The organism is Burkholderia sp. Ac-20344 (assembly GCF_017104975.1).
In the GTDB taxonomy this organism is placed as follows: Bacteria; Pseudomonadota; Gammaproteobacteria; order Burkholderiales; family Burkholderiaceae; genus Burkholderia.
In genome coordinates this window covers 12379-36418 of record NZ_JAAGPP010000022.1, presented here as the reverse complement: position 1 = coordinate 36418, position 24040 = coordinate 12379, and the positions used below count along the sequence as shown (strand labels likewise).

At 67.9% G+C, this 24040-nt stretch carries 18 protein-coding genes and 1 tRNA gene; 14 read left to right on the top strand and 5 right to left on the bottom strand.

Features of this window, described 5'->3' with window-relative positions; genetic code table 11:
* Window positions 1–173 precede the first annotated feature (173 nt).
* From G3N64_RS10120 to G3N64_RS10105, 4 genes are all read left to right on the top strand, one after another.
* On the top strand, window positions 174–473 hold the full coding sequence (locus G3N64_RS10120) for a YXWGXW repeat-containing protein (RefSeq protein ID WP_027791779.1): 300 nt from the start codon (window positions 174–176) through the stop codon (window positions 471–473).
* Between the two features lie 247 nt (window positions 474–720).
* Window positions 721–1539: an RNA polymerase sigma factor gene (locus G3N64_RS10115; RefSeq protein WP_241020872.1), complete on the top strand. Its 819-nt coding sequence runs from the start codon at window positions 721–723 to the stop codon at window positions 1537–1539.
* Window positions 1536–2738, top strand: coding sequence for a CaiB/BaiF CoA-transferase family protein (locus tag G3N64_RS10110; RefSeq protein WP_205783673.1), 1203 nt, complete (start codon window positions 1536–1538; stop codon window positions 2736–2738). Before G3N64_RS10115 ends, G3N64_RS10110 begins: the two co-directional genes overlap by 4 nt.
* Window positions 2739–2892: 154 nt before the next feature.
* The gene (locus G3N64_RS10105) at window positions 2893–4308 is read left to right on the top strand and encodes an MFS transporter (protein ID WP_205783672.1); all 1416 of its coding nucleotides are present in this window, start codon (window positions 2893–2895) and stop codon (window positions 4306–4308) included.
* Between the two features lie 139 nt (window positions 4309–4447).
* Here the strand turns inward: G3N64_RS10105 and G3N64_RS10100 are convergent, their stop codons facing one another.
* Window positions 4448–4723 carry an oxidative damage protection protein gene (locus tag G3N64_RS10100; protein WP_205783671.1) on the bottom strand — a complete coding sequence of 92 codons (276 nt, stop codon included), beginning with the start codon at window positions 4721–4723 and terminating at the stop codon, window positions 4448–4450.
* A 50-nt stretch (window positions 4724–4773) separates the two neighbouring features.
* The gene (gene argA, locus G3N64_RS10095; protein WP_205783670.1) at window positions 4774–6153 is read right to left on the bottom strand and encodes an amino-acid N-acetyltransferase; all 1380 of its coding nucleotides are present in this window, start codon (window positions 6151–6153) and stop codon (window positions 4774–4776) included.
* 23 nt (window positions 6154–6176) lie between these two features.
* Between argA and hrpA the strand changes: the two genes are divergently transcribed.
* From hrpA to G3N64_RS10070, 5 genes are all read left to right on the top strand, one after another.
* A complete protein-coding gene (gene hrpA, locus G3N64_RS10090; protein ID WP_205783669.1) occupies window positions 6177–10385 on the top strand; it encodes an ATP-dependent RNA helicase HrpA in 4209 nt (1402 codons plus the stop codon).
* Window positions 10386–10564: 179 nt separating this feature from the next.
* Window positions 10565–11554: a beta-propeller fold lactonase family protein gene (locus G3N64_RS10085; protein ID WP_205783668.1), complete on the top strand. Its 990-nt coding sequence runs from the start codon at window positions 10565–10567 to the stop codon at window positions 11552–11554.
* A gap of 16 nt (window positions 11555–11570) precedes the next feature.
* Window positions 11571–12545, top strand: a complete 975-nt coding sequence (locus G3N64_RS10080) for a sterol desaturase family protein (protein ID WP_205783667.1) — start codon at window positions 11571–11573, stop codon at window positions 12543–12545.
* 109 nt (window positions 12546–12654) lie between these two features.
* Window positions 12655–13482 (top strand): EI24 domain-containing protein, encoded by an 828-nt coding sequence (locus G3N64_RS10075; protein WP_205783666.1) that lies wholly within the window; start codon window positions 12655–12657, stop codon window positions 13480–13482.
* A complete protein-coding gene (locus tag G3N64_RS10070) occupies window positions 13479–14294 on the top strand; it encodes a molybdopterin-binding protein (protein WP_205783665.1) in 816 nt (271 codons plus the stop codon). The genes G3N64_RS10075 and G3N64_RS10070 overlap by 4 nt, the downstream gene beginning before the upstream one ends.
* A 123-nt stretch (window positions 14295–14417) precedes the next feature.
* On the opposite strand, the gene G3N64_RS10065 is transcribed toward G3N64_RS10070, so the two are convergent.
* Window positions 14418–14882 (bottom strand): rhodanese-like domain-containing protein, encoded by a 465-nt coding sequence (locus tag G3N64_RS10065; protein WP_205783664.1) that lies wholly within the window; start codon window positions 14880–14882, stop codon window positions 14418–14420.
* A 405-nt stretch (window positions 14883–15287) separates the two neighbouring features.
* On the opposite strand from G3N64_RS10065, the gene glnA reads away from it, so the two are divergent.
* The 4 genes from glnA (at window position 15288) to G3N64_RS10045 (ending at window position 21774) form a co-directional block, all read left to right on the top strand.
* The gene (gene glnA / locus G3N64_RS10060; RefSeq protein ID WP_205783663.1) at window positions 15288–16703 is read left to right on the top strand and encodes a type I glutamate--ammonia ligase; all 1416 of its coding nucleotides are present in this window, start codon (window positions 15288–15290) and stop codon (window positions 16701–16703) included.
* Window positions 16704–16863: 160 nt separating this feature from the next.
* Window positions 16864–18006 carry a nitrogen regulation protein NR(II) gene (gene glnL, locus G3N64_RS10055; RefSeq protein WP_205783662.1) on the top strand — a complete coding sequence of 381 codons (1143 nt, stop codon included), beginning with the start codon at window positions 16864–16866 and terminating at the stop codon, window positions 18004–18006.
* Between the two features lie 46 nt (window positions 18007–18052).
* On the top strand, window positions 18053–19570 hold the full coding sequence (gene ntrC / locus G3N64_RS10050) for a nitrogen regulation protein NR(I) (protein ID WP_205783661.1): 1518 nt from the start codon (window positions 18053–18055) through the stop codon (window positions 19568–19570).
* Window positions 19571–19659: 89 nt separating this feature from the next.
* Entirely contained in the window at window positions 19660–21774 is a 2115-nt protein-coding gene (locus G3N64_RS10045; protein WP_205783660.1) for a prolyl oligopeptidase family serine peptidase, read from the top strand.
* Window positions 21775–21793: 19 nt separating this feature from the next.
* On the opposite strand, the gene xth is transcribed toward G3N64_RS10045, so the two are convergent.
* Window positions 21794–22570 (bottom strand): exodeoxyribonuclease III, encoded by a 777-nt coding sequence (gene xth / locus G3N64_RS10040; RefSeq protein WP_205783659.1) that lies wholly within the window; start codon window positions 22568–22570, stop codon window positions 21794–21796.
* Between the two features lie 183 nt (window positions 22571–22753).
* Here xth and G3N64_RS10035 point away from each other — a divergent pair.
* Window positions 22754–22830 (top strand) — tRNA-Met (locus G3N64_RS10035).
* 96 nt (window positions 22831–22926) lie between these two features.
* Here the strand turns inward: G3N64_RS10035 and G3N64_RS10030 are convergent.
* Complete coding sequence (locus G3N64_RS10030) at window positions 22927–23730, bottom strand: hypothetical protein (protein ID WP_205783658.1); 804 nt, start codon at window positions 23728–23730, stop codon at window positions 22927–22929.
* Window positions 23731–24040: the final 310 nt, after the last annotated feature.

Below are 24040 nucleotides of genomic sequence, written 5' to 3'. Positions count from 1 at the left end.
GCACGAGCGAGAGCCCATGCACGGGCTTGCGCATCGCGGTATCCGGACTGCGCCGATACGTGTCCGGTTCGGCTGAAATTTATTTGCCGGCACCGCGACGGATTCCGTTCGCCCGCACCGTTTAACGCATGAACGGCCGCTTCCGGTCGATACCCGCTACTTCGGAGTCTTTCATGAAGCTTTCCATCCCATTGCGGTTTGCCACCGCATGCGTGGCCGCGCTGGCTGCGTCGGCCGCGTTCGCGCAGGCCGTCATCGTCGCGCCTTACGCGCCGCCGCCGCCTCGCGTCGAAGTGATGCCGGCGCCGCGCGCGGGCTACGTGTGGGACCAGGGCCACTGGCACTGGCGGCAGGGCCGTTACGTGTGGATTCCGGGCCACTGGCAAGTGGTTCGCGTCGGTTATCACTGGGTGCCGGGCCACTGGGCTGCGCGCGGCCCGGCGTGGCGCTGGGTTCCCGGCCACTGGGCCTGATGCGCATGCCGCCGCACGGCACGCGGTGCCGGCGCGGCGGCGCCTTCCCGCAACGTCATGAGTCGCAGCCATGCCTTTTCGAACCGTGGTGATACTGGCGGCCGCCGCCATCGTGCTGGCCGGCTGTGTCGTGGTGCCGGCGCGCCCGGCCTATTACCGGCCCGCGCCGGTCGTCGTATATTGAGCGCGCCGGCCGCCGCTCACGCGAACGCGATCGGGCGGCCGGCACCCGATCGACACGATCGCCATGCGGCCTGAAACGGATGCCGATGAAACGGACCTTGCCGATGCCGTGCGCGATGCGTGCGGCGATCCCGAACCGCCGGTGTGGCGGGGCCGGGTAATGGCGCGGCGCATGCAAGGAGAGCACGACGATGAGCTTCAGTCGGCCGGCGGGCGCATCAACGATCGCGCGAATGCACAGACGCGCGATGCGCTGGAGCGCCCCGCGTTGAGCGACGGCGATCCGGACGCGGCACTGGTGGCACGGGTCGGCGCACGCGACGCGTCGGCCGTGCGCGTGCTCGTCGCGCGCAAGCTGCCGCGGCTGCTCGCACTCGCGACACGCATGCTCGGCGACCGCACGGAAGCCGAGGACGTCGCACAGGAGACGTTCTTGCGGATCTGGAAACAGGCGCCGGGCTGGCGCGAAGGCGAGGCACGGTTCGACACGTGGCTGCATCGCGTCGTGCTGAACCTGTGCTACGACCGCTTGCGCGGCCGCCGCGAGGAACCGGTCGACGTGTTGCCCGACGTGCCCGATCCGCAACCGGAGCCGGCCACCCGTGCGGAGACCCGTTCGCGCGACGCGCGCGTGCGGCAGGCCGCGGCCGCGCTGTACTACGCGAGCGCGGCCGTGCTGATGGCGTGCGAAGGCGCACGGCTCGCGCCGGATTTCCGCCGCCTTGCGCTCGCGCACCTGGTCGTGCGCCACAGGCTGCTGCCGGTCGATCCGCTCGCGCCGGCCTCGCGCGACGACGAATCGGCCGCATACGGCGCGCTGCTGCGCGGCACGCCGATCGCACTCGATACCGCGCTCGACCTGCTGCCGGAGGTCGACCGATGAGCACGACGCGTGGCGCACTGGACGGCCTGAAGGTCGTCGACCTGAGCCGCGTGCTCGGCGGCCCGTACTGCACGCAGGCGCTCGCCGACCACGGCGCGACGGTGGTCAAGATCGAGCCGCCGGACGGCGACGAGACGCGCGGCTGGGGGCCGCCGTTCCTCGGTGATACCGCGTGGTACTTCATGGGCGTGAACCGCAACAAGGAAGGGCTCGCGCTCGACCTGTCGTGCGACGAGGGGCGCGCGATCCTGTGGCGCCTGTTCGAAGAGGCCGACGTGCTCGTCGAGAACTTCAAGCCCGGCACGCTCGCGCGCTGGGGGATGGACTACGCGCGCGACTTGCAGCCGCGGTTCCCGCGCTTGATCCACTGCGCGGTGACGGGTTTCGGTGAAGGCGGCCCGCTCGGCGGGCTGCCCGGCTACGACGCGGTGATCCAGGCGATGGCGGGGCTGATGAGCGTGAACGGCGAGCGCGACGGCGACGCGACGCGCATCGGCCTGCCGATCGTCGACATGGTCACCGGGCTCAACGCGCTCGCCGGCATCCTGCTGGCGCTCGCGGAGCGCGAGAAGAGCGGGCGCGGGCAGTCGATCGACATCGCGTTGTACGACTGCGGCGTGTCGCTGCTGCATCCACACCTGCCGAACTTCTTCGGTTCCGGGCGCGTGCCGGAGCGCAGCGGCAACGCGCATCCGAACATCGCGCCGTACGACAGCTACCGCACGGCGAGCGTGCCGATCTTCCTCGCCGTCGGCAACGACCGGCAGTTCGCGCGGCTCGTCGCGCATCTCGGCGTGCCGGCGCTCGCAAGCGATCCGCGCTTCGTCGACAACCGCAGCCGCTGCGCGCACCGGCCCGAGCTGAAGGCCGAACTGGAAGCACGGCTCGCCGCGCACGCCTGCGAGCCGCTCGCGCGCGACCTGATGGCAGCCGGCGTGCCGTGCGGGCCGGTGCGAACGGTGGCCGACGTCGCGCGCGATCCGCATGCGCTGCACCGGAACCTGTTCGTCGAGATCGCCGCGTATCGCGGCACGGCCTCGCCAGTGAAGCTGTCGCGCACGCCGGCCGCCTATCGTTCGCCGCCGCCCGCGCTGGGCGGCGACACGCGCGCGGTACTCGATCGCCTCGGCGTCGATCCCGCGCTCCAGCAGCAACTGCTCGATGCCGGCGTGCTGAAGATCGCCTCCGACCAGACGTGACCGACCGGCACGCGCGCCGGTGAGCAAGGCCGGCCGACGAAACGGAACGTCAGGCAGCGCAACGTCAAGCAATACCGCCAGCCGGCGGCGCAAGGCCGGCCATCCGGCAAGGCGCGCGCCAGTCGCGCCGCCGATCACAAACATGGAGACATCGATGAGCCGTCCGCAATCCCCGACCACCTCGCAGCCGCCGCGGCCAGGCCGCGCCGCCCTCGCGGCGTTCGTCGGCACCACGATCGAGTGGTACGACTTCTACATCTACGGCACGGCCGCGGCGCTCGTGTTCGGCAAGGTGTTCTTTTCGAGCACGATGGATCCCGGCGTTGCGACGCTGCTGGCGTTCGTCACGTTCTGGGCCGGCTTCGCCGCGCGGCCGCTCGGCGGCATCGTGTTCGGGCATCTCGGCGACCGTGTCGGCCGCAAGACCGCGCTCGTGATCACGCTGGTGATGATGGGCCTGGCCACGACCGGCATCGGCCTGTTGCCCGGCTATGCGCAGATCGGCGTATGGGCGCCGGCCGGCCTCGTCGTGCTGCGCGTGCTGCAGGGCATCGCGGTCGGCGGCGAGTGGGGCGGCGCGGTGCTCATCGCGAGCGAGAACGCGCCGAAGCATCGCAGCATCCTGTATGCGGCGTTCGCACAGCAGGGCTCGCCGACCGGCAACCTGCTGGCCACGGCCGCGTTCTTCGCGCTGAGCGCGCTGCCGACCCCGTCGTTCCTGATGTGGGGCTGGCGCATTCCGTTCCTGCTGTCGGCCGTGCTCGTGATCATCGGCATGGTGATCCGGCTGAAGCTCGAGGAGTCGGCCGACATGCAGCGCGTGCTCGCGCGCAAGCGCACCGTGAAGCTGCCGCTGCGCGACGTCGTGCGCGATCACTGGGTCGTCGTGCTGCTTGCGGCCGGCACGCTGCCGGTGATCAACGTCACGTACTTCCGCAGCACGTTCGCGCTGTCGTGGGCGACGAAGGAACTCGGCTACGCGCAAGGCACGTTCCTCGGCATCCTGTCGATCTCGCTCGTCGTGCAGTTCCTGATGCAGCCGGTCGGCGCGTGGTTCGTGTCGAAGGTCGACATGCGCCGTGCGATGTGCTGGATCCTGATTCCGGAAATCGTGCTGATGCCCGTGATGTTCCATGCACTCGCGACACGCTCGTACTGGGTAGCCGTCGCGGGCATGTGCATCTCGACGATTCCGTCGGCGATGTTCTATGGCGCGGTCGGCGGTGTGCTCGCGCGCGTGTTCCCGGCGAACATCCGCTACACGGGCCTGTCGCTCGCGTATCAACTGAGCGCGCTCGTCGTCGGCGGCGGCACGCCCGTGCTCGCGCAGGCGATCCTCAATGCGACCGGCAGCATCGTCGGCGTCGCGGTCGCATCGGGGCTTTACGCGTTCGTGTCGCTCGTCTGCATGCTGGCGCTGCTGAATCGCACCGGCTATCGCGCGGACGAACTGTCGACGGCCGAACGCAGCGACGCGGCCGAATGGGGCACCGAAGGCGGCGGCGCGGAACCCGCGGCCGACGGGAACGCGCAGCCGGGCGAGGGCGGCGCGCTGAAGCCGGCCGGCTGAGCCGAGCGGAATGCCGCCGCGCGCGAGGCCGGAGCACACCGAACGCGCGTCCCCAAAAGAAAACGGCACCGTGCGCAACACGGTGCCGTCTTTCCCGGAGCGTGCGGCCGGCCGGCTGCCGGCCGCACGCATCGCGTCCTCAGCCTTCCGTCGGCGGCACGTAGCCGGACGCCTGGTCCGCACCGTCGCCGAAGAAGTACTTCTCGGTCTGCTTCATCAGGTACTGGCGCGCGCGCGGGTCGGCCATGTTCAGGCGGTTCTCGTTGATCAGCATCGTCTGCTGCTTGAGCCAGTTTTGCCACGCTTCCTTCGAGACGCTCTCGTAAATGCGCTTGCCGAGTTCGCCCGGCAGCGGCGGGAAATCGAGGCCTTCGGCTTCCTTGCCGAGCTTCGCGCATTGGATCATTCGAGCCATCGTGTACTTCTCCTGTAATCGGTCTGGGGGGAGGGCAGTCGTGCCTGCGCTCAGAGCTGCTTCATCAGCACGAGCGACTTGCGCTGCCAGTTATAGAGTTTGCGGCGGTCTTCCGGCAGGTCGTCGACGCTGACCTTGACGAAGCCGCGCTTGAGGAACCAGTGCTCGGTGCGCGTCGTGAGCACGAAGATATGCGTGAGGCCGCGCGCGCGGGCGCGCTGCTCGATGCGCTTGAGCAGGCGTTCGCCGTCGCCCGAGCCCTGCGCTTCCGGCGCGACCGTCAGGCACGCCATCTCGCCGATCTTCTCCTGCTGGTACGGATACAGCGCCGCGCAGCCGAACAGCACGCCATCGTGCTCGATCACCGAGAAGTGGTCGATGTCGCGCTCGATCTGGTGGCGGCCGCGCCGCACCAGCGTGCCGTCCGACTCGAGCGGCTCGATCAGCGACAGGATGCCGCCGACGTCGTCCGGCGTCGCTTCGCGCAGGCTTTCGAGGTTCTCGTACGAGATCATCGTGCCGACGCCGTCGTGCAGGAACAGTTCGAGCAGCATGCTGCCGTCGAGCGACTGCGGGATCAGGTGGGCCCGGGTCACGCCGCCGCGGCACGCGCGGATCGAGTGCTTCAGGAAGAACGCGTCGTCGCCCTGGACGTTGCCGGAATCGAGCAGCTCGGCGGCCGCGTCGAGCGACATTTCGCGGACCAGCCCGCCTTCGTCGTCGACGATGCCGGGCGCTTCGGTCAGGAAGATGATCTTGTCGGCGCGCAGCGCGATCGCGGCGGCCGATGCGACATCTTCCATCGACAGGTTGAACGCTTCGCCGGTCGGCGAGAAGCCGAGCGGCGACAGCAGCACGAGCTTGCGGCTCGCGAGCGAATGACGGATCGATTCGGCGTCGATCTTGCGCACGATGCCCGTATGCGCGAAATCGACCCCGTCGAGAATCCCCACCGGCCGCGCGGTCACGAAGTTGCCCGACACGACGCTGATGTGCGCGTGCGCCATCGGCGAGTTCGGCAGACCCTGGCTGATCGCGGCCTCGATGTCGAGACGCACTTCACCGGCCGCTTCCTTCGCGGATTCGAGCGCGCGCGCGTCGGTGATGCGCAGGCCGTGCGAAAACTCGGATTCGACTCCGTGAAGGCTCAGTTGCTCCTCGACCTGCGGTCGCGAACCGTGCACCAGCACGATCTGGATGCCCATCGCCTGCAGCAGCGCGATGTCGGACACGAGCGCGTTCAGGAGCCCCTGCTGCACCACCTCGCCGCCGAACCCCACGACGAACGTGCTGTTGCGGAACTTGTGGATATAGGGCGCGACGGAGCGCATCCAGTCGACGAACTGCGCGTGGCTGGCGGCCGATTCATCGGCAGCCGGCGGCGTCGTGGAGCCGGACTGGGCGGGAGGGAGGTCGGTTTGGGAATTCATGGGCGGGATTATAATGCGCCCCCATGTCGAATGTACCTAAAAGTCCCGCGCCGACGCGGGCCAAAGCGCCGTCGGCCCGGCACCCGGATGGTGCGGCCGATGCACGCCAGCAGCAGGGCCAGCCGCCGCGCCGGCCGCAGGAACAGCAGGCGGGCAAACCTGTACACGCACCGCGCGGGCCGCGCGGCGACGAACCGCGCGGCGAGGCGCGCCAGCCGGCCGCGAAGGACGCGTCCCCGGCAACGGGCGAGCGAGCGCCGCGCCGCGAGCGTCCGCCGCGCGCCGTCGTCGCGCCGAACCCGGTCCCCCCGATCACGTACCCCGAAAGCCTGCCCGTGTCGGGCAAGCGCGACGAAATCGCGCGCGCGATCGCCGGTCATCAGGTTGTCATCGTCTGCGGCGAAACCGGCTCGGGCAAGACCACGCAGCTGCCGAAGATCTGTCTCGATCTCGGCCGCGGCCTCGGCGCCGGCGGCACGGGCCTGATCGGCCATACGCAGCCGCGCCGCCTCGCCGCGTCGTCGACCGGCCGCCGGATCGCCGAGGAACTCGGCACGCCGTTCGGCGAAGTGGTCGGCTACAAGGTGCGCTTTACCGACAATCTCGCGCCGGGCGCGTCCGTGAAGCTGATGACGGACGGGATCCTGCTCGCCGAGACGCAGACCGACCCGTTGCTGAAGGCGTACGACACGCTGATCATCGACGAGGCGCACGAGCGCAGCCTGAACATCGACTTCCTGCTCGGCTACCTGAAGGAAATCCTGCCGAGGCGGCCGGACCTGAAGCTGATCGTCACGTCCGCGACGATCGACGCCGATCGCTTCGCGCGCCACTTCGGCACCGACGAGCGCCCGGCGCCCGTGATCGAGGTGAGCGGGCGGCTGTATCCGGTCGAGATGCGCTACCGGCCCGTGGCCGAGGATCGCCCGGCCGTGAAGCACGCCGAAGGCACGGCCGGCCGCGATCGCGTGAAGACCGCGCGCGAAGCCGAGCGCGACCTGATGGACGCGATCGTCGACGCGGTCGACGAGCTGTGCCGCGAAGGCCCCGGCGACGTGCTGGTGTTCCTGCCCGGCGAGCGCGAGATCCGTGAAGCGGCCGAGGCGCTGCGCAAGCACCACCCGCCGCATACCGAGATCCTGCCGCTGTTCGCGCGGCTCTCGGCGGCCGACCAGGACAAGGTGTTCAAGGCGTCGAACGCGCGCCGGATCGTGCTCGCGACCAACGTGGCCGAAACCTCGCTGACGGTGCCGGGCATCCGCTACGTCGTCGACACCGGGCTCGCGCGCGTGAAGCGCTATTCGTACCGGAACAAGGTCGAGCAACTGCAGGTCGAGTCGATCTCGCAGGCGGCCGCGAACCAGCGCGCGGGCCGCTGCGGCCGCGTGGCCGACGGCGTCTGCATCCGCTTGTACGAGGAAAGCGACTACCAGGCGCGTGCACGCTTCACCGATCCGGAAATCCTGCGCTCGTCGCTCGCGTCGGTGATCCTGCGGATGAAGTCGCTGCACCTGACGGCGATCGAATCGTTCCCGTTCCTCGAGCCGCCACCGGGCCGCGCGATCGCGGACGGCTACCAGCTGCTCAACGAACTCGGCGCGGTCGACGACGACAACGCGCTGACGCCGCTCGGCCGCGAACTCGCGCGGCTGCCGCTCGACCCGCGCGTCGGCCGGATGATTCTCGCCGCGCGCGACCAGCAGTCGCTGCGCGAGGTGCTGATCATCGCGAGCGCGCTGTCCGTGCAGGATCCGCGCGACCGCCCGATCGAAGCGCAGGAGCAGGCCGACCAGGCGCACCGCCGGTTCGCCGACGAGCGTTCCGAATTCCTGCAGTGGCTGAAGATCTGGGCGTGGTTCGAAGAGGCCGTCGCGCACAAGAAGTCGAACCGCCAGCTCGTCGACGCGTGCCGGCAGAACTTCCTGTCGCACCTGCGGCTGCGCGAGTGGCGCGACGTCCATTCGCAGCTGCTGACCGTCGTACGCGAGCACGGCTGGCGGCTGAACGAAGTCGAGGCGACCTACGAACAGGTCCATCTGGCCCTGTTGACGGGCCTGCTCGGCAACCTCGGCCTGAAGGCCGACGACGATCCGCACTATCTCGGCGCACGCGGGATCAAGTTCTATCTGTGGCCGGGCTCCGTGCTCGCGAAGAAGGCCGGCCGCTGGGTGATGGCGGCCGAGCTCGTCGAGACGAGCCGGCTGTACGCGCGCTGCCTCGCGAAGATCGAGCCCGAATGGGTCGAGAAGATCGGCGCGCACCTGCTGAAGAAGTCGCTGTCGGAGCCGCACTGGGAAAAGCGCCCGGCGCAGGTCAGCGCGTACGAGCGTGCGACGCTGTACGGGCTGCCGATCTACCACCGCCGGCGCGTCGCGTTCGGCAGGCAGGATCCGGCGCGTGCACGCGAGCTGTTCATCCGCGGCGCGCTGGTCGACGGCGAGTTCGACACGAAGCTCGCGTTCTTCGCGCACAACCGCAAGCTGCTCGCCGACATCGAGCAGCTCGAACACAAGTCGCGCCGCCAGGACGTGCTGGTCGACGACGAGCTGATCTACGCGTTCTACGACCAGGCGATTCCGGAAGGGATTCACACGGGCGTCGCATTCGAGCGCTGGTATCGCGACGAGGTGAAGAAGGGCGGCCAGCCCGAGGACAAGCTGCGGCTGCTGTACCTGTCGCGCGACGACCTGATGCGCCACGAGGCGGCCGGCGTGACGACCGAGCTGTTCCCGAAGCGCGCAACGATGGCCGGCGTCGAGATGGCGCTCACGTATCACTTCGAGCCCGGCACGCCGCGCGACGGCGTGACGCTCGCGGTGCCGCTGTATGCGCTGAACCAGGTCGACGCGCGCCGCTGCGAATGGCTCGTGCCGGGGATGCTGAAGGAGAAGGTGCAGTTGCTCCTGAAGTCGCTGCCGCAGAAGCTGCGCCGGCATTGCGTGCCGCTGCCCGAGTACGCGGCCGGCTTCGTCGAGCGGATGGGGCGCGAGCGCTTCGGCGCGGGCGGCCTCGTCGAGGCGCTGATCGCCGACGTGCGCGGCGAGACGCAGGTCGCGATGAAGACGGCCGACTTCAAGCTCGAGACGCTGCCCGCGCACCTGTTCATGAACTTCAAGGTGATCGACGAGCACGGCCGCCAGCTCGCGATGGGGCGCAATCTCGCGCAGCTTCGCCAGGAGCTGGGCGCGCAGGCGCAGCAGCAGTTCCAGAAGATCGCGGCCGCGTCGACGATCGCGGCCGGCGGCGATGCCGATGCCGGCCAGATAACCAGCCAGGCGCCGGCGACGGTGGCCGCGACCGGTACCGCTGCCCGTGGCCCGAAGGGCGGCAAGGGCGCGGTGCCGCAGACGGCCGCTCCGGCGGAAGCCGGCGCGACGGCGCTGTACGAGAACCTGACGACGTGGAATTTCGGCAAGCTGCCCGAGCTGCTGGAAATTCGCCGGCGCGGCCAGACGTTGTACGGCTACCCGGCGCTCGTCGATCGCGGCACGCATTGCGACGTCGAGGTGTTCGATTCGCCGGAAGAGGCTGCGCGCATCCACCGGGCCGGCCTGCGGCGGCTGTTCGCGCTGCAGTTGAAGGAGCCGATCAAGTTCCTCGAGAAGAACCTGCCGGGCCTGCGCGAGATGGCGATGCAGTACATGTCGCTCGGCACGCAGGACGAGCTGCGCGACCAACTGATCGACACGGCGCTCGACCGCGCGTGCCTGCAGGATCCGCTACCCGACGACGACGCGAGCTTCCACGCGCGCCGCGACGAGGGCCGGAGCCGCCTGAACCTGCTCGCGCAGGAAATCGCGCGGCTGGTCGGCCAGATCCTGGCCGAATACGCCGGGCTCGTGAAGAAGCTCGCGCAGGCGAAGCCGTTCGCGCAGGCGCATGCGGACCTGCAGCAGCAGCTCGCCGCGCTGGTCGGCAAGCGCTTCGTGATCGACACGCCTTACACGCAGCTTGCCCACTTCCCGCGTTACCTGAAGGGCATCGCGCTGCGGATCGACAAGCTGAAGGCCGATCCGGCGCGCGACGCGAAGCAATCCGGCGACCTGCTGCCGCTCGCCCAGCAGTACCAGCGCGCGGTGTCCCAGCGCGGCGGCGTCGCCGACCCGCGGCTCGCGGAATTCCGCTGGCTGCTCGAGGAACTGCGGATTTCGCTGTTCGCGCAGGAACTGCGCACGCCGATGCCGGTCTCTGTCAAGCGTCTGCACAAGGTCTGGGAGTCGATGCAGCGCTAGCGCAACATCGGCTTCCGGGCCCGCACCGGCGGCCGGCCCCGGCCGGCCGCGCGGCGCCTGCCGCGCAGGCCGACGGGGCCGCTGCGGCGTGCGTCGAAGTGGCGCAATGCCGGTTTCCGTCAACCGGCCGGGCCGGTTGAGCGTTTTACAATGACGGTTGTTCCACGACGTGAGTCTTCATGCGCACTTTCCTTTCCCTCGGCCGCACGCTCGCGCTGGCCGCCGCCGTGCTGGCGCCCGCCGCACACGCGAATAACGTGATCGTCCTCAATTCGGCCGAAGCGACGCTTTCCCTGATCGACCAGCAGACCCGCGAGGTCGTCGGCACGATGCCGACCGGCAAGGAACCGCACCACCTGATGGCGACGCCCGACAATTCGTCGCTGATCGTCGCCAATTCGATCTCGAACAGCCTGATGTTCCTCGATCCGAAGACGGGCAAGCTGCAGCGCACCGTCGAAGGGATCGACGATCCTTACCAGCTCGGCTTCTCGCCCGACCGCAAGTGGTTCGCGGCCGCCGGCCTGCGCCTCGACCGCGTCGACATCTACGGCTACGACGGCCGCGACCTGAAGCTCGTGAAGCGCGTGCCGCTCGAAGTCATGCCGAGCCACCTCGCGTTCACGAAGGACAGCAAGACGCTGCTCGTGTCGCTGCAGGTCTCCGGCGAGATCGCGGCGATCGACCTGCCGACGCAGACGGTCAAGTGGAAGATGAAGGTCGGCAAGGTGCCGGCCGGCCTGTGGCTCACGCCGGACGACAAGTACCTGCTCGTCGGGATGACCGGCGCGGATTACGTCGCGGTGGTCGACTGGCGCAACCAGAAGGTCGTCAAGCAGATCTATACCGGCAAGGGCGCGCACAACTTCCGCTCGCTCGCCGACGGCGCGCACGTCGCGGTGACGAACCGGGTCGCGAATACGATCAGCATCATCGACGAGAACACGCTCACCAATGTCGGCGACATCACCGGCCTGCTGCCGGGCCCGGACGACATGGAACTGTCCGCCGACAAGAAGACGCTGTGGGTGACGTTCCGCTTCGCGAAGAAGGTCGGGATCATCGATCTGGCGTCGCGCAAGCTGGTGCAGACGATCGCCGTCGGCCGCTCGCCGCACGGCATCTACTTCTACGACCGTGCGCCGTGGCGCGCCGCGAACGGCGCGTGACGGGCGGGGGAGAGCGATGCTGCACCTGATCGATGCATTCGTATCGGACATCCAGACCTGGCTGTACGTCGACGTCGTGCAGCCGCTCCTCTTCAAGTTCAACCTGATGGACTATGACGAGGACACCTACGACGCGCTGTACTGGGTGATCGTCGGCGCGCTGCAGATGGTGCTGATGTTCGTGCTGCTGCGCCCGCTCGAGGCGTTGCTGCCCGTCGAGCGCTGGACGGACCGCCGTGCCGTGCGGGTCGACGTGATCTACACGGCGATCGCGAAGCTCGGCATCTATTCGCTGTTCTTCTTCTTCGCGCTGCAGCCGCTGTTCGACAACTTCCAGGCGTGGCTGCGGCTGCACGGCATCGCGAACGTCAATCTCGACTACCTGTGGCCGGGCGTGACCTCGAAGCCGATCGTCGCGTTCGCGATCTATCTCGTCGTGCTCGATTTCGCCGGCTACTGGTATCACCGCTGGCAGCACAAGTTCGGCATCTGGTGGGAGCTGCACGCCGTGCATCACAGCCAGCGCCAGATGTCGCTGTGGTGCGACGACCGCAACCACGTGCTCGACGACGTGATCCAGTCGTGCTTCTTCGCGGCGATCGCGCTCGTGATCGGCGTGACGCCGTCGCAGTTCGTCGTGCTGACCGCGTTCACCAATTTCATGCAGAGCATTCAGCACACGAATGCGCGGCTGTCGTTCGGCTGGCTCGGCGAGCGCCTGTTCGTGAGCCCGATCTTCCACCGGCGCCACCACGCGGTCGGCTACGGCCACGAAGGCACGAAGTACGGCTGCAACTTCGGCGTGCTGTTCCCGTGGTGGGACATGATGTTCGGCACCGCGTCGTGGAACCGCACGGTCGAGCCGACCGGCATCCGCGACCAGGTCGAGGGCGTGTCCTACGGCGAAGGCTTCTGGGCGCAGCACGGCCTCGCGTTCGTGCGGATCTTCCGGCGCCTGTTCCCCGCCAAGCGCGGCGCGGCATCGGCCTGATCCGGCCTTCCCCATTGAGCGGCTCCCCCACGCGGCCCGCATGTGCTTTGGCGCATGCGGGCCGCGTGGTTTATCCTTTCCCCGTTTTTCTCCGTCGATACAGGCTCGCATGAACGACCTGCTGCGCTCCTTCGTCCGGGCATTCGCGAGTGCGCTGCACCCGCGCATGCTGTGGCTCACCCTGATGCCGTTTCTCGTCTCGGCCGTCCTGTGGGGCGTCGTGCTGTGGTTCTCGTGGCAGACGCTGCTGGACCTCGCGCGCGGCGCGCTCGACGGCTTCGTGCTGACGGCCATGCTGTACCGCGCGTTCGATGCGATCGGCATGTCGCAGCTGCATGCGGTCGTCGCGCCGTTCGTGGTGGTGTCGCTCGCGATTCCGCTGATCGTGCTGACCGTGCTGCTGCTGATCGCGACGATTTCGATGCCGGTCGTGATCAAGCACCTGTCGAACCGGCAGTTCGCGGCGCTCGAGCCGAAGCGGGGCGGCACCTTCTTCGGCAGCGTGTTCAATTCGCTGTTTGCGGCGCTGGCCGGCGTCGTCGTGCTGGTCGTCACGATCCCGCTGTGGCTGATTCCACCGTTCTTCGCGCTGCTGCCGCCCGTGATCTGGGGCTGGCTCACGTACCGCGTGATGACCTACGACGCGCTCGCGCTGCACGCGAGCCGCGACGAGCGCCGGGCGCTCGTGCGGCAGCACCGCTGGCCGCTGATCGGCATCGGCGTCGCGACCGGGCTGCTCGGCACCGTGCCGACCTTCGTGTGGGTATCGTCGGTCTGGATGATGGTGCTGTTTCCGTTCGTCGCGGCGGCCATGATCTGGGTTTACGCTTTCATCCTCGTCTTCTCGGCGCTGTGGTTCGGGCATTACTGCCTGCGCGCGCTGGAGGACCTGCGTGCGAGTTCGCGCGCCACCGCAATCGACATGGGGCAGGCATGAGCATCGGCATCATCATCATCGGCGACGAAATCCTTTCGGGCCGCCGGCAGGACAAGCATCTGGCGAAGGTCGTCGAGCTGCTCGGCGCGCGCGGCCTCGCGCTCGACTGGGCCGAATACGTCGGCGACGATCCGGCGCGCATCACGGCGACGCTGGCACGCGCGATCGCGTCGGGCGACATCGTGTTCTCGACGGGCGGGATCGGCGCGACGCCGGACGACCACACGCGCCAGTGCGCGGCCGCTGCGCTCGGCGTGCCGCTCGAGCTGCATCCGGAAGCGAAGGTGCTGATTTCGGAGCGGATCCGCGAAACGCACACCGATCCGGCCACGCCGGTCGACTTCGACTCGCCGGAGAACCAGCACCGCTTCAACATGGGCGTGTTCCCGGTGGGCGCGACGATCATCCCGAACGGCTACAACCGGATTCCCGGTTTCTCGGTCGGCGACCTGCACTTCGTGCCGGGCTTCCCGGTGATGGCGTGGCCGATGATCGAATGGGTGCTCGATACGAAGTACGCGCACCTGCATCACGCGACGCCGCATGCGGAGCGCTCGCTGTACGTGTTCGAGCTGCCGGAATCGACGCTCACGCCGCTGATGGAGCGCATCGAGCGCGATTTCCCGGGCGTGCGCGTGTTCAGCCTGCCGAGCGTCGGCGATGCGGAGCGCGGCGGAATCTACGCGCGCCGTCACATCGACCTCGGCGTGAAGGGCGAGCCGGAAGCGGTCGCAGCCGCGTACGTGAAGCTGCGCGAAGGCGTGCACCTGCTCGGCGGCGACGTCGTCGAGCCCGATACGCCGCGCGCCTGAGCGGCCCCTCGGCCTCTCAACCGGCCGCACAAAAACCACGGGCCGCGCAATGCGGCCCGTCATCGGCATGTCATCGCCCGGCTCGACGATGAGGTTGTCGCAGCCGGCGGGAGCGTCGTGCCGTCAGGCGCCGATCCACGGCAGTTTCCGGAAGCACCAGCCGTCGACCGTCTTGCGGTGGCCTTCGGCGTCCTTCGCGCCCTCGAAGCCTTCGAGCAGGTCGAACGCCTTCGAGAAGCCGGCCTGCGTGGAGGCGACCGCGGCGAGCTTCGAGCGCGCGGCGCTGCGGCACAGGAACAGGATGGGTGTATCGGCCGGGAGGGCCGCCTTCAGTTCGTTGACGAATTCGGCGTTCGGCACGCCGCCCGGGTAGCGCGTCCATTCGAGGTGCAGGTACTGGCCGTCGCCGACGAGCGGGCGGCCGATCCAGTCGAGTTCGGCGCGGGTGCGCACGTCGACGAGGCGTGCCGACGGATCGAGCTGCAGCAGTTCGAAGGCCTCGGCCGGCAGCAACGCCCCGGCGTAGTTCAGCGCGCCTTGTGCACGGCGTTCGTCGGCCTTCGCGTAAAGCTGGTCGAGCGTACTCATGGCAGGGAGTCTCCTAGCGGTCAAACAAACATTCTAGCGCGGCACCGCAGCACGGATGTCCGCGTGGGGGACGGTGCGCGCGTCACACACGTTTTCACCAAAAGAGTGCAGAATGGCGCGAATGCACCAGGATGATTCCGCTGGTGCGGTGTGCCGGGATGATTGCACCATTGCGGTGCTTTCGGCCGGCGGGCGGTGTGAAGCCGAGCCCCGGAATTGCGCAGCACAGCCCCGTCGCGACGAGCGCTGGCGCGAATCGCGCCAGTCTTGCGCATAGATGGCACGGAAGCTGCTTTATAGAATTCGGTCGAATCGGGGCGCGCTGCGCCAAAGCAAGACCCCGATCAGCTCGATAAACGAGGCGGTTCCCAGTCCGCCGGAATTGTTCAATCAGGAGAAGAGGTTATGAGTAAAACCGTCGCCGACGTCATGCAGCTCGTGAAGGACGAGGACGTCAAGTTTGTCGATTTCCGCTTCACGGATACGCGCGGCAAGGAACAGCACGTGTCGGTGCCGGTTTCGGCGTTTGACGAAGACAAGTTCGAAAGCGGCCATGCATTCGACGGCTCGTCGATCGCCGGCTGGAAGGGCATCGAGGCGTCGGACATGCTGCTCATGCCGGACCCGAACGCTGCATTCGTCGACCCGTTCTATGAAGAGTCGACCCTGGTGCTGACCTGCGACGTGGTCGAGCCGGCCGACGGCAAGGGCTACGAGCGCGATCCGCGTTCGCTCGCGAAGCGCGGCGAAGCGTACCTGAAGAGCACGGGCATCGGCGACACGGCTTTCTTCGGTCCGGAGCCGGAATTCTTCATTTTCGACTCGGTCCAGTGGAACACGGACATGTCGGGCTGCTTCGTGAAGATCAACTCGGAAGAAGCACCGTGGTCGTCGGGCAAGGAATTCGAAGGCGGCAACACGGGCCACCGTCCGGGCACGAAGGGCGGCTACTTCCCGGTCGCACCGGTCGACACGTTCCAGGACATGCGTTCGGAAATGTGCCTGCTGCTCGAACAGCTCGGCATCCCGGTCGAAGTGCACCACCACGAAGTGGCGGGCCAGGGCCAGAACGAAATCGGCACGAAGTTCTCGACGCTGGTCGAGCGCGCCGACTGGACGCAATGGTCGAAGTACATCATCCATAACGTCGCGCACTCGTACGGCAAGACGGCGACGTTCATGCCGAAGCCGGTCGTCGGCGACAACGGTTCGGGCATGCACGTTCACCAGTCGATCTGGAAGGACGGCCAGAACCTGTTCGCGGGCAACGGCTACGCCGGCCTGTCGGAACTGGCGCTGTTCTACATCGGCGGCATCATCAAGCACGCCCGTGCCCTGAACGCGATCACGAACCCGACGACGAACTCGTACAAGCGTCTGGTCCCGCACTTCGAGGCACCGGTCAAGCTCGCCTACTCGGCGCGCAACCGTTCGGCATCGATCCGCATTCCGCACGTGTCGAACCCGAAGGGCCGCCGTATCGAAACGCGCTTCCCGGATCCGATGGCGAACCCGTACCTGTGCTTCACGGCGCTGATGATGGCCGGCCTCGACGGGATCCAGAACAAGATCCATCCGGGCGAAGCAGCGGACAAGAACCTGTACGATCTGCCGCCGGAAGAAGATGCCAAGATCCCGACCGTCTGCGCGGGCCTCGACCAGGCACTCGAAGCACTCGACAAGGATCGCGAGTTCCTGACGCGCGGTGGCGTGTTCACGGACGGCATGCTGGACGCGTACCTTGCGCTGAAGGAGCAGGAGCTGGCGAAGTTCCGCATGACGACGCACCCGATCGAGTTCGAGATGTACTACTCGCTCTAATCGGCGATGGCGCTTCGATTCAGCGCCGTCATGCCGGTTCGTTCCCGTCGCGCGGCCTGCGGCGGGAACGGCGGAGTCTGAAAGGGGCGGCGTCCAGCCGTCCCTTTTTTGTTCCGGCGATTTTTCTATTCTGGCCCGTTGAGGCGCGACAAGCACGCAGATGGTTCTGAAGAATCTGATCAAGGCGAAAACGGGGCAGCCCGAGCGACTGACGGAAGACGAGCGGCTCGCACGCTCGGGCCTGCTGGCGGGGCTGGAAGCGCTGCCGACGGTCGTGATCGTGCTCGACCGCAAGACGCTGCGGATCGCATTCGCGAACCCGTCCGCGGAGGCGATGCTCGACATCTCGCGCCGGCAGCTCGCGCAGCGGCCGTGGGGCGAGATTTTTCCGAACGCGAACGAGCTCGCGTCGACGATCACCGCGATCGGCGAGGAACGCTTTCACGCGACGCACCTCGATACCGTGCTCGACCGGCCCGGCCGCGAACCGCTGCACGTGCATGCGATCGTCGGCTTCCTCGAGACCGCGCCCGATTTCGTGCTCGTCGAGCTGTTCGAGAACGAGCGGCAGTCGCGTACCGATCGCGAGGAGCGCATCCACGACCTGACCGCGGTCAACAAGCAGCTGATCCGCAACCTCGCGCACGAGATCAAGAATCCGCTCGGCGGCATTCGCGGCGCAGCCCAACTGCTCGAATTCGAGCTCGGCGAGCGCGAGCGCGGCGAGTTGCGCGAATACACGCAGGTGATCATCAAGGAGTCCGACCGCCTGCAGACGCTCGTCGACCGGTTGCTGGAGCCGCACCGGCATCCGCACATCGTCGGCGACGTGAACATTCATGAAGTATGCGAACGCGTGCGCGCGGTGATGCTCGCGGAATTCCCGCGCGGGCTCACGATCGAGCGCGACTACGACGTGAGCGTGCCGGACCTGCGCGGCGACAAGGAGCAACTGATCCAGGCGCTGCTCAACATCGTGCGCAATGCCGCGCAGGCGCTGCGCGAACGGATCGCGCAGGGCGACGCGAAGATCGAGCTGCGCACGCGCATCGCGCGCAAGGTGACGATCGCGAAGCGCCTGTACCGGCTGGCACTGGACTTGCACGTGATCGACAACGGGCCCGGCATTCCGGAAGAAATCCGCGACCGGATCTTCTACCCGCTCGTGTCCGGGCGCGACGACGGCAGTGGCCTCGGCCTCACGCTCGCGCAGACGTTCGTGCAGCAGCACGACGGGGTGATCGAGGTCGAAAGCCGGCCCGGACGCACCGAATTTCAGATCCTGCTGCCGCTCGACCATTGAGCGGCAGCATCGCGATTCACCAGATTCACCAATATCTGACCGACCTATGAAGCCGATCTGGATAGTAGACGACGACCAATCGATCCGCTGGGTGCTCGAAAAGGCGCTCGCCCGCGACAGCTTCGCGACGAAGAGCTTCGCGAACGTGCGTGACGCGCTGGCCGCGCTCGACCACGAGACACCGCAGGTGCTCGTATCCGACATCCGGATGCCGGGCGGCTCGGGCCTCGAGTTGCTGCAGGCGATGCACGAGCGCTTGCCGGGCCTGCCCGTCATCATCATGACGGCGTTCTCCGATCTCGACAGCGCCGTCGCGGCGTTCCAGGGCGGCGCGTTCGAATACCTCGCGAAGCCGTTCGACGTCGACAAGGCGGTCGAGCTGATCCGCCGCGCGGTGGAGGAAAGCCTGCGCGGCGGCGCGCCGCAGGACGAGCGCGTGGCCGAGGCGCCCGAGATGCTCGGCCAGGCGCCCGCGATGCAGGACATGTTCCGCGCGATCGGCCGCCTGTCGCACTCGGCCGCGACCGTGCTGATCACCGGCGAATCGGGCACCGGCAAGGAGCTCGTCGCGCGTGCGCTGCACCGTCACAGCCCGCGCGCGAACGGGCCGTTCATCGCGCTGAACACCGCGGCGATTCCGAAGGACCTGCTCGAATCCGAGCTGTTCGGCCATGAGCGCGGCGCGTTCACCGGCGCGCAGACGACGCGGCAGGGCCGCTTCGAGCAGGCCGAGAACGGCACGCTGTTCCTCGACGAAATCGGCGACATGCCGTTCGACCTGCAGACGCGCCTGTTGCGCGTGCTGTCGGACGGGCAGTTCTATCGGGTCGGCGGGCACAACCCGCTGCGCGCGAACGTGCGCGTGATCGCCGCGACGCACCAGAATCTCGAATCGCGCGTGCGGCAGGGGCTGTTCCGCGAAGACCTTTACCACCGGCTCAACGTGATCCGGCTGCGCCTGCCGCCGCTGCGCGAACGCAGCGAGGACATCGCACTGCTCACGCGCCACTTCCTGCAGAAGAGCGCGCGCGATCTCGGCGTCGAGCCGAAGCGTGTATCCGACGACGCGCTCGCGTACCTGACGTCGCTGGCGTTTCCCGGCAACGTGCGGCAGCTCGAGAACCTTGCCAACTGGCTGACCGTGATGGCGCCCGCGCAGACGGTCGAGATCAAGGACCTGCCGCCCGACCTCGTACCGGCCGGTGCGCCGGCCGGCACGACGGGCGACAGCGCGGATGCGCACGTCGGCGGTGGCGATGCGGCGCCCGCGCAACCGGCGACCGGTACGGCACCGGTGGCGACCGCGCCCGTCGCGGCTGCGCCGAACGGCGGCGCGCCGGCTGGCTACCCGATATGGGAGCATGGCTTGCGCACCGAAGTCGCACGGCTGTTGCGCGAAAACTCGGCCGACGTGATGGACGAACTCGCACGCCGCTTCGAGGCGGCCGTGATCCGCGAGGCGCTCGACTTCACGCGCGGCCGCAAGGTCGAGGCCGCGGAGCGGCTCGGCATCGGCCGCAACACGATCACGCGCAAGATCCAGGAACTCCATCTGGAGCCCTGAGCACGATTCGCGGCATGCGCAGGCATCGCGCATGCCGCGATCGGACATAATCGCGGTTTGCACGCAGATTGCCATTCCGCCCATCCGCAATGTCCGATTCTTTCCGCTGGCCCGCCGGGGCCGACCCGTTCCGTTTCCTCGAAGCGCTCGACAGCAAGCGCGCCCGCACGTGGGTCGACGAGCAGAATGCGCGCACGCGCGCCGCGCTGCGTGACGACGACGCATATCGCGCGCTGACGGCGCGCCTCGCCAAAGCGTACCTGCCGCGCGAGCGCCCGGTGATTCCGACCCGCTGGCGCGACTGGGCCTACGACCTATGGCAGGACGATCTCCATCCGAAGGGGCTGTGGCGCCGCACGCGCTGGGACGACTGGCGCGCGGGAAAACCGGCATGGGAAACGCTGCTCGACGTCGACGCGCTCGGCGCGGAGGAGGGCGAGTCGTGGGTGTTCGAGCAGGACGCGATCCTGTATCCGGACGGCGATCGCGCGCTGCTGTCGCTGTCGCCGGGCGGTGCCGACGCGGTCGTCGTGCGCGAATTCGATCTCGTCGAACGTCGTTTCGTCGACGATGGCTTCACGATCGACGAGCCGGGGCATCACACGGTCGGCTGGATCGATCGCGATACCGTCTACGTGAGCTGGGATCGCGGCGACGCGCATGCGACCGCGGCCGGCTATCCGTATGAAGCGCGCCGCTGGGTGCGCGGCACGGCGCTTGCCGATGCGCTTGTCGTCTTCAGCGGCGAACCCGACGACATCAGCGCGGGTGCGGGGTTCGATCCGATCGACAACCGCCATGTCGCGTGGCGCAGCGTCGATTTCTTCGACTCCCATGCGTACCGGCTGACGGAGGCGGGCGAGTGGGCGCGCTACGACGTGCCGACCCATGTCGAGGTCGGGTTCTGGGAAGGCTGGCTCGTGCTGGAGCCGCGCCTCGACTGGGATTGCGACGGCGTGCGCCATGCGGGCGGCTCGCTGCTCGCGATCCGCGAGCAGGCATTCCTGGCCGGGGCGCGCGAATTTACGACGCTGTTCGCGCCGCAACCGTCGACGTCCGCATGCACGTGGACGCATACGCGCACGACGCTGATCGCGAGCTGGCTCGACGACGTACACAACCGCACGATGCTGTGGCAGCCGCGGCAGGCCGACGACGGCACGTGGACTTGGGACGCGCGGCCGTTCGAGTGGCCGGGGCCGGGCGACGCGCAGATCGACGTCGAACCCGTCGAGTCGACGCTGAACGACGAGATTTACGTGGACGTCGACACCTGTCTCGATCCGCCCGAATGCTGGCTGGCCGATCTTGCGGACCGCGCGGACGACGCACAGTCCCGGCGCGTGCTGCTCGACCGGCCGCCAGTGCAGTTCGACGCGGCCGGGCTCGTCGTGCGCCGCGCGAGCGCGCGCTCGCAGGACGGCACGATCGTGCCGTACACGCTGATCGGGCCGCGCGATGCACTCGACGTGGCCGACGGCGCCGCGCGTGTCGCGCGGCCGTGTTTGCTGTCGGGCTATGGCGGTTTTGCGATCCCGAACCTGCCGGGCTACAGCGATGCGTTCGGTATCGGGTGGCTCGAGCGTGGCGGCGTAATGGCGTTCGCGCACATCCGCGGCGGCGGCGAATTCGGGCCGCGCTGGCACGTCGATGCGCAGCGCGAACACCGCCAGCGTTCATTCGACGATTTCATCGCGGTGGCCGAGGATCTGGCCGCGACCGGCGTGACGACCGCCGCGCAGCTCGGCATCGAGGGCGGCAGCAACGGCGGGCTGCTGGTCGCCGCGTGCATGGTGCAGCGCCCCGAGCTGTTCGGCGCGGTGCTGTGCCGCGTGCCGTTGCTCGACATGCAGCGCTATCCGAAGCTGCACGCGGGCGCCGCGTGGCTCGACGAATACGGCGACCCGGACGATCCGCACGAAGGCGCGGCGCTGGCCGCGTACTCGCCGTATCACCGTGTGCGCGAAGGCGTCGCGTATCCGCCGTTACTGCTGACGACGTCGACGCGCGACGACCGCGTGCATCCCGCGCATGCACGCAAGATGGCCGCGCGCATGCATGCGCTCGGTCACGAACGGGTGTGGTACTGGGAGAACACCGACGGCGGCCACGGCAGTGCCGACGATCTGGAACGCGCGGAAGCCGACGCGGCGGAATTCGGGTTCCTGTGGGCCCATCTCGGGCCGGCGCCCGCGCGGCGCTGAGTACGCTTGGGCGGCGTAATCAGCCGACGACCGCGACGACGGGCGTGTGGTCGGACGGCTGTTCCCACGTGCGCGGCGTGCGATCGATTTCGCACGACGTGCAGGTTTCCGCGAGCGCCGGCGACAGCAGCACGTGGTCGATGCGCAGCCCCGCGTTGCGGCGGAACGCCATCATCCGGTAGTCCCACCACGTGAAGGTCTTCTCCGGCTGTTCGAAGCGGCGGAACGCATCGACGAAGCCGAGCTCGATCAACTGCGCGAAGTGCGCGCGCTCCTGCGGCGACACGAGGTTCTGGCCTTCCCATTTCGCGGGATCGTGCACGTCGCGGTCTTCCGGCGCGATGTTGTAGTCGCCGAGCAGCGCGAGCTTCGGGTGGCGCTGCAGCTCGGTGCGCAGCCATGCCTGCAGCGCGTCGAGCCATTGCATCTTGTAGACGAACTTGTCGGAGTCGGGCGCCTGGCCGTTCGGGAAATACGCGGACACGATGCGCACGCCGTCGACCGTCGCGGCGACCACGCGCTGCTGCGGATCGTCGAATCCGGGAATGTTGCGCACGATGTCCGACTCGTCGACGGACAGCGTGTCACGCGCGAGGATCGCGACACCGTTGTAGGTCTTCTGGCCCGTGAACCAGCTGCGGTAGCCGGCGGCTTCAAGCTCGCCGCGCGGGAATTTCTCGTCCGGCAGCTTCAGTTCCTGCAGGCACAGCACGTCGGTTCCGCTTTGCGCGAGCCAGTCGAGCACATGCTGCTTGCGTACGTTGAGCGAGTTGACGTTCCAGGTTGCGATTTTCATGAACGGGAGTGTGCGAGCGGGGTGAATGCGAAGGCCGCCATCTTACCGCGAGCACGCGGTGTGAACGCGCGCATCGTGCGGGGCGGGGGAGGCGCCGCGCGCCGCTGTTTCGATGAACCGAGAAGAAATTGTGACAAAAGTGTTGACGTGAGTACTCCCTCACCCTATAATTTATTTCTCTGACGCGGGGTGGAGCAGTCTGGCAGCTCGTCGGGCTCATAACCCGAAGGTCGTAGGTTCAAATCCTACCCCCGCAACCAAGCACACCAGACGATGTGCAGCGCAAGTGACCGATGCGCGCTTCGTCGACAAGAACCCGGCTCCGTGCCGGGTTTTTTGTTTTCTGCGTCCGAACGTTATTTCGGCGCGCCCGGGCTCCCGGGCAGGAAGCCGTTCTCGAGCCGATAAGTCGACGTGTTGACGAGCGTCGCCCGTGCATTCGGCGTACCGGCCAGCACCGCGCACTTGTCCTTGCCCGTATTCAGCCGGATCGACCGTTCGGTCGTCGGATAGTCCACATCCTTCAGATAGAAATGCGGCAGTGACGTCGTGTACCGTGCATACGGCACGCACGGCCGCTTCATCGGGTCGCTTGATGCGCCATTGAACGGGAAGTACTCATCGAACAGGTAAGCCGAACTCGACAGGCCGCCCCAGTCCGCCGGTACGGCGATGCTGCCGGTCGGCGTCGTGACACCGGTGGCGACGTCCGTGATGAAGCCTTCGACGGTCGAGCGCCCGTCGCTGCGATCGGCCTGCGCATGGACGACTTGCAGCCGGTACGCATGACCCGGGTTCCATGCGTAGGCGAGCGAGCATGATGTTCCCGCACCGCCGTCGGCGCCACCGCGGCAATTCGTGGACAACGGCGTCGTGCCAGTGCCGAATGCGCTGAAGATCACGAGATTGCTGCCTTGGGTGCGTGGCTGGATGCCGGTATAGATCGCGTGCCCGCCGTGCTCGGACGACAACTCGTTGGCCCAGTAGTAACTGGCATTGACGTCGGTCGGCACGACCTCGGGCGTGATGTCCCATGTCATGCGGTCGAAACCGCCGTGGGGTGTCGACGTGGCCGACGCGGTGATGTTGGGATCGGCGTGCGCGTCGAGCAGGGTCGACACGGCGAGCAGCACACCGGCCACGGAGCTGAATCTATTCATGTTCAGGTTCCTGTTGGTGGAAAAAGAGATCGCACGAGCAGCGTCGATTGCAGCGACTCCGCCCGCATACCAATTTGCGTTCACTTTGTTACCAATGGATAACCGGTCGCGTTGGCGAGGCCGCATGGCGCGCGCCGCCGATTGGCGGGCTGTTCCCGCCGGGCCCCGTGCAGCGGGCGAGAGCACGGTGTTGCGAGCAGGGCGACGAGAACCCCGCAATGGTGATTCCCGCCACGCGGAATAATCCGGCCACGAAAATGCGGTGATGGTTGCCGGCGAGTGGGGGGGCATCCGGCCGACCCGCCGCGCG

Excerpts from the sequence above, each read along its gene's own strand:
- glnA (WP_205783663.1), top strand. The coding sequence starts at position 15,288 with ATGAGTAAAACCGTCGCCGACGTCATGCAGCTCGTGAAGGACGAGGAC.
- G3N64_RS10045 (WP_205783660.1), top strand. The coding sequence starts at position 19,660 with ATGTCCGATTCTTTCCGCTGGCCCGCCGGGGCCGACCCGTTCCGTTTC.
- G3N64_RS10030 (WP_205783658.1), bottom strand. The coding sequence starts at position 23,730 with ATGAATAGATTCAGCTCCGTGGCCGGTGTGCTGCTCGCCGTGTCGACC.
- G3N64_RS10120 (WP_027791779.1), top strand. The coding sequence starts at position 174 with ATGAAGCTTTCCATCCCATTGCGGTTTGCCACCGCATGCGTGGCCGCG.
- G3N64_RS10065 (WP_205783664.1), bottom strand. The coding sequence starts at position 14,882 with ATGAGTACGCTCGACCAGCTTTACGCGAAGGCCGACGAACGCCGTGCA.
- G3N64_RS10070 (WP_205783665.1), top strand. The coding sequence starts at position 13,479 with ATGAGCATCGGCATCATCATCATCGGCGACGAAATCCTTTCGGGCCGC.
- G3N64_RS10105 (WP_205783672.1), top strand. The coding sequence starts at position 2,893 with ATGAGCCGTCCGCAATCCCCGACCACCTCGCAGCCGCCGCGGCCAGGC.
- G3N64_RS10115 (WP_241020872.1), top strand. The coding sequence starts at position 721 with ATGCGGCCTGAAACGGATGCCGATGAAACGGACCTTGCCGATGCCGTG.
- G3N64_RS10080 (WP_205783667.1), top strand. The coding sequence starts at position 11,571 with ATGCTGCACCTGATCGATGCATTCGTATCGGACATCCAGACCTGGCTG.
- ntrC (WP_205783661.1), top strand. The coding sequence starts at position 18,053 with ATGAAGCCGATCTGGATAGTAGACGACGACCAATCGATCCGCTGGGTG.
- glnL (WP_205783662.1), top strand. The coding sequence starts at position 16,864 with ATGGTTCTGAAGAATCTGATCAAGGCGAAAACGGGGCAGCCCGAGCGA.
- G3N64_RS10100 (WP_205783671.1), bottom strand. The coding sequence starts at position 4,723 with ATGGCTCGAATGATCCAATGCGCGAAGCTCGGCAAGGAAGCCGAAGGC.
- xth (WP_205783659.1), bottom strand. The coding sequence starts at position 22,570 with ATGAAAATCGCAACCTGGAACGTCAACTCGCTCAACGTACGCAAGCAG.
- G3N64_RS10110 (WP_205783673.1), top strand. The coding sequence starts at position 1,536 with ATGAGCACGACGCGTGGCGCACTGGACGGCCTGAAGGTCGTCGACCTG.
- hrpA (WP_205783669.1), top strand. The coding sequence starts at position 6,177 with ATGTCGAATGTACCTAAAAGTCCCGCGCCGACGCGGGCCAAAGCGCCG.
- argA (WP_205783670.1), bottom strand. The coding sequence starts at position 6,153 with ATGAATTCCCAAACCGACCTCCCTCCCGCCCAGTCCGGCTCCACGACG.
- G3N64_RS10085 (WP_205783668.1), top strand. The coding sequence starts at position 10,565 with ATGCGCACTTTCCTTTCCCTCGGCCGCACGCTCGCGCTGGCCGCCGCC.
- G3N64_RS10075 (WP_205783666.1), top strand. The coding sequence starts at position 12,655 with ATGAACGACCTGCTGCGCTCCTTCGTCCGGGCATTCGCGAGTGCGCTG.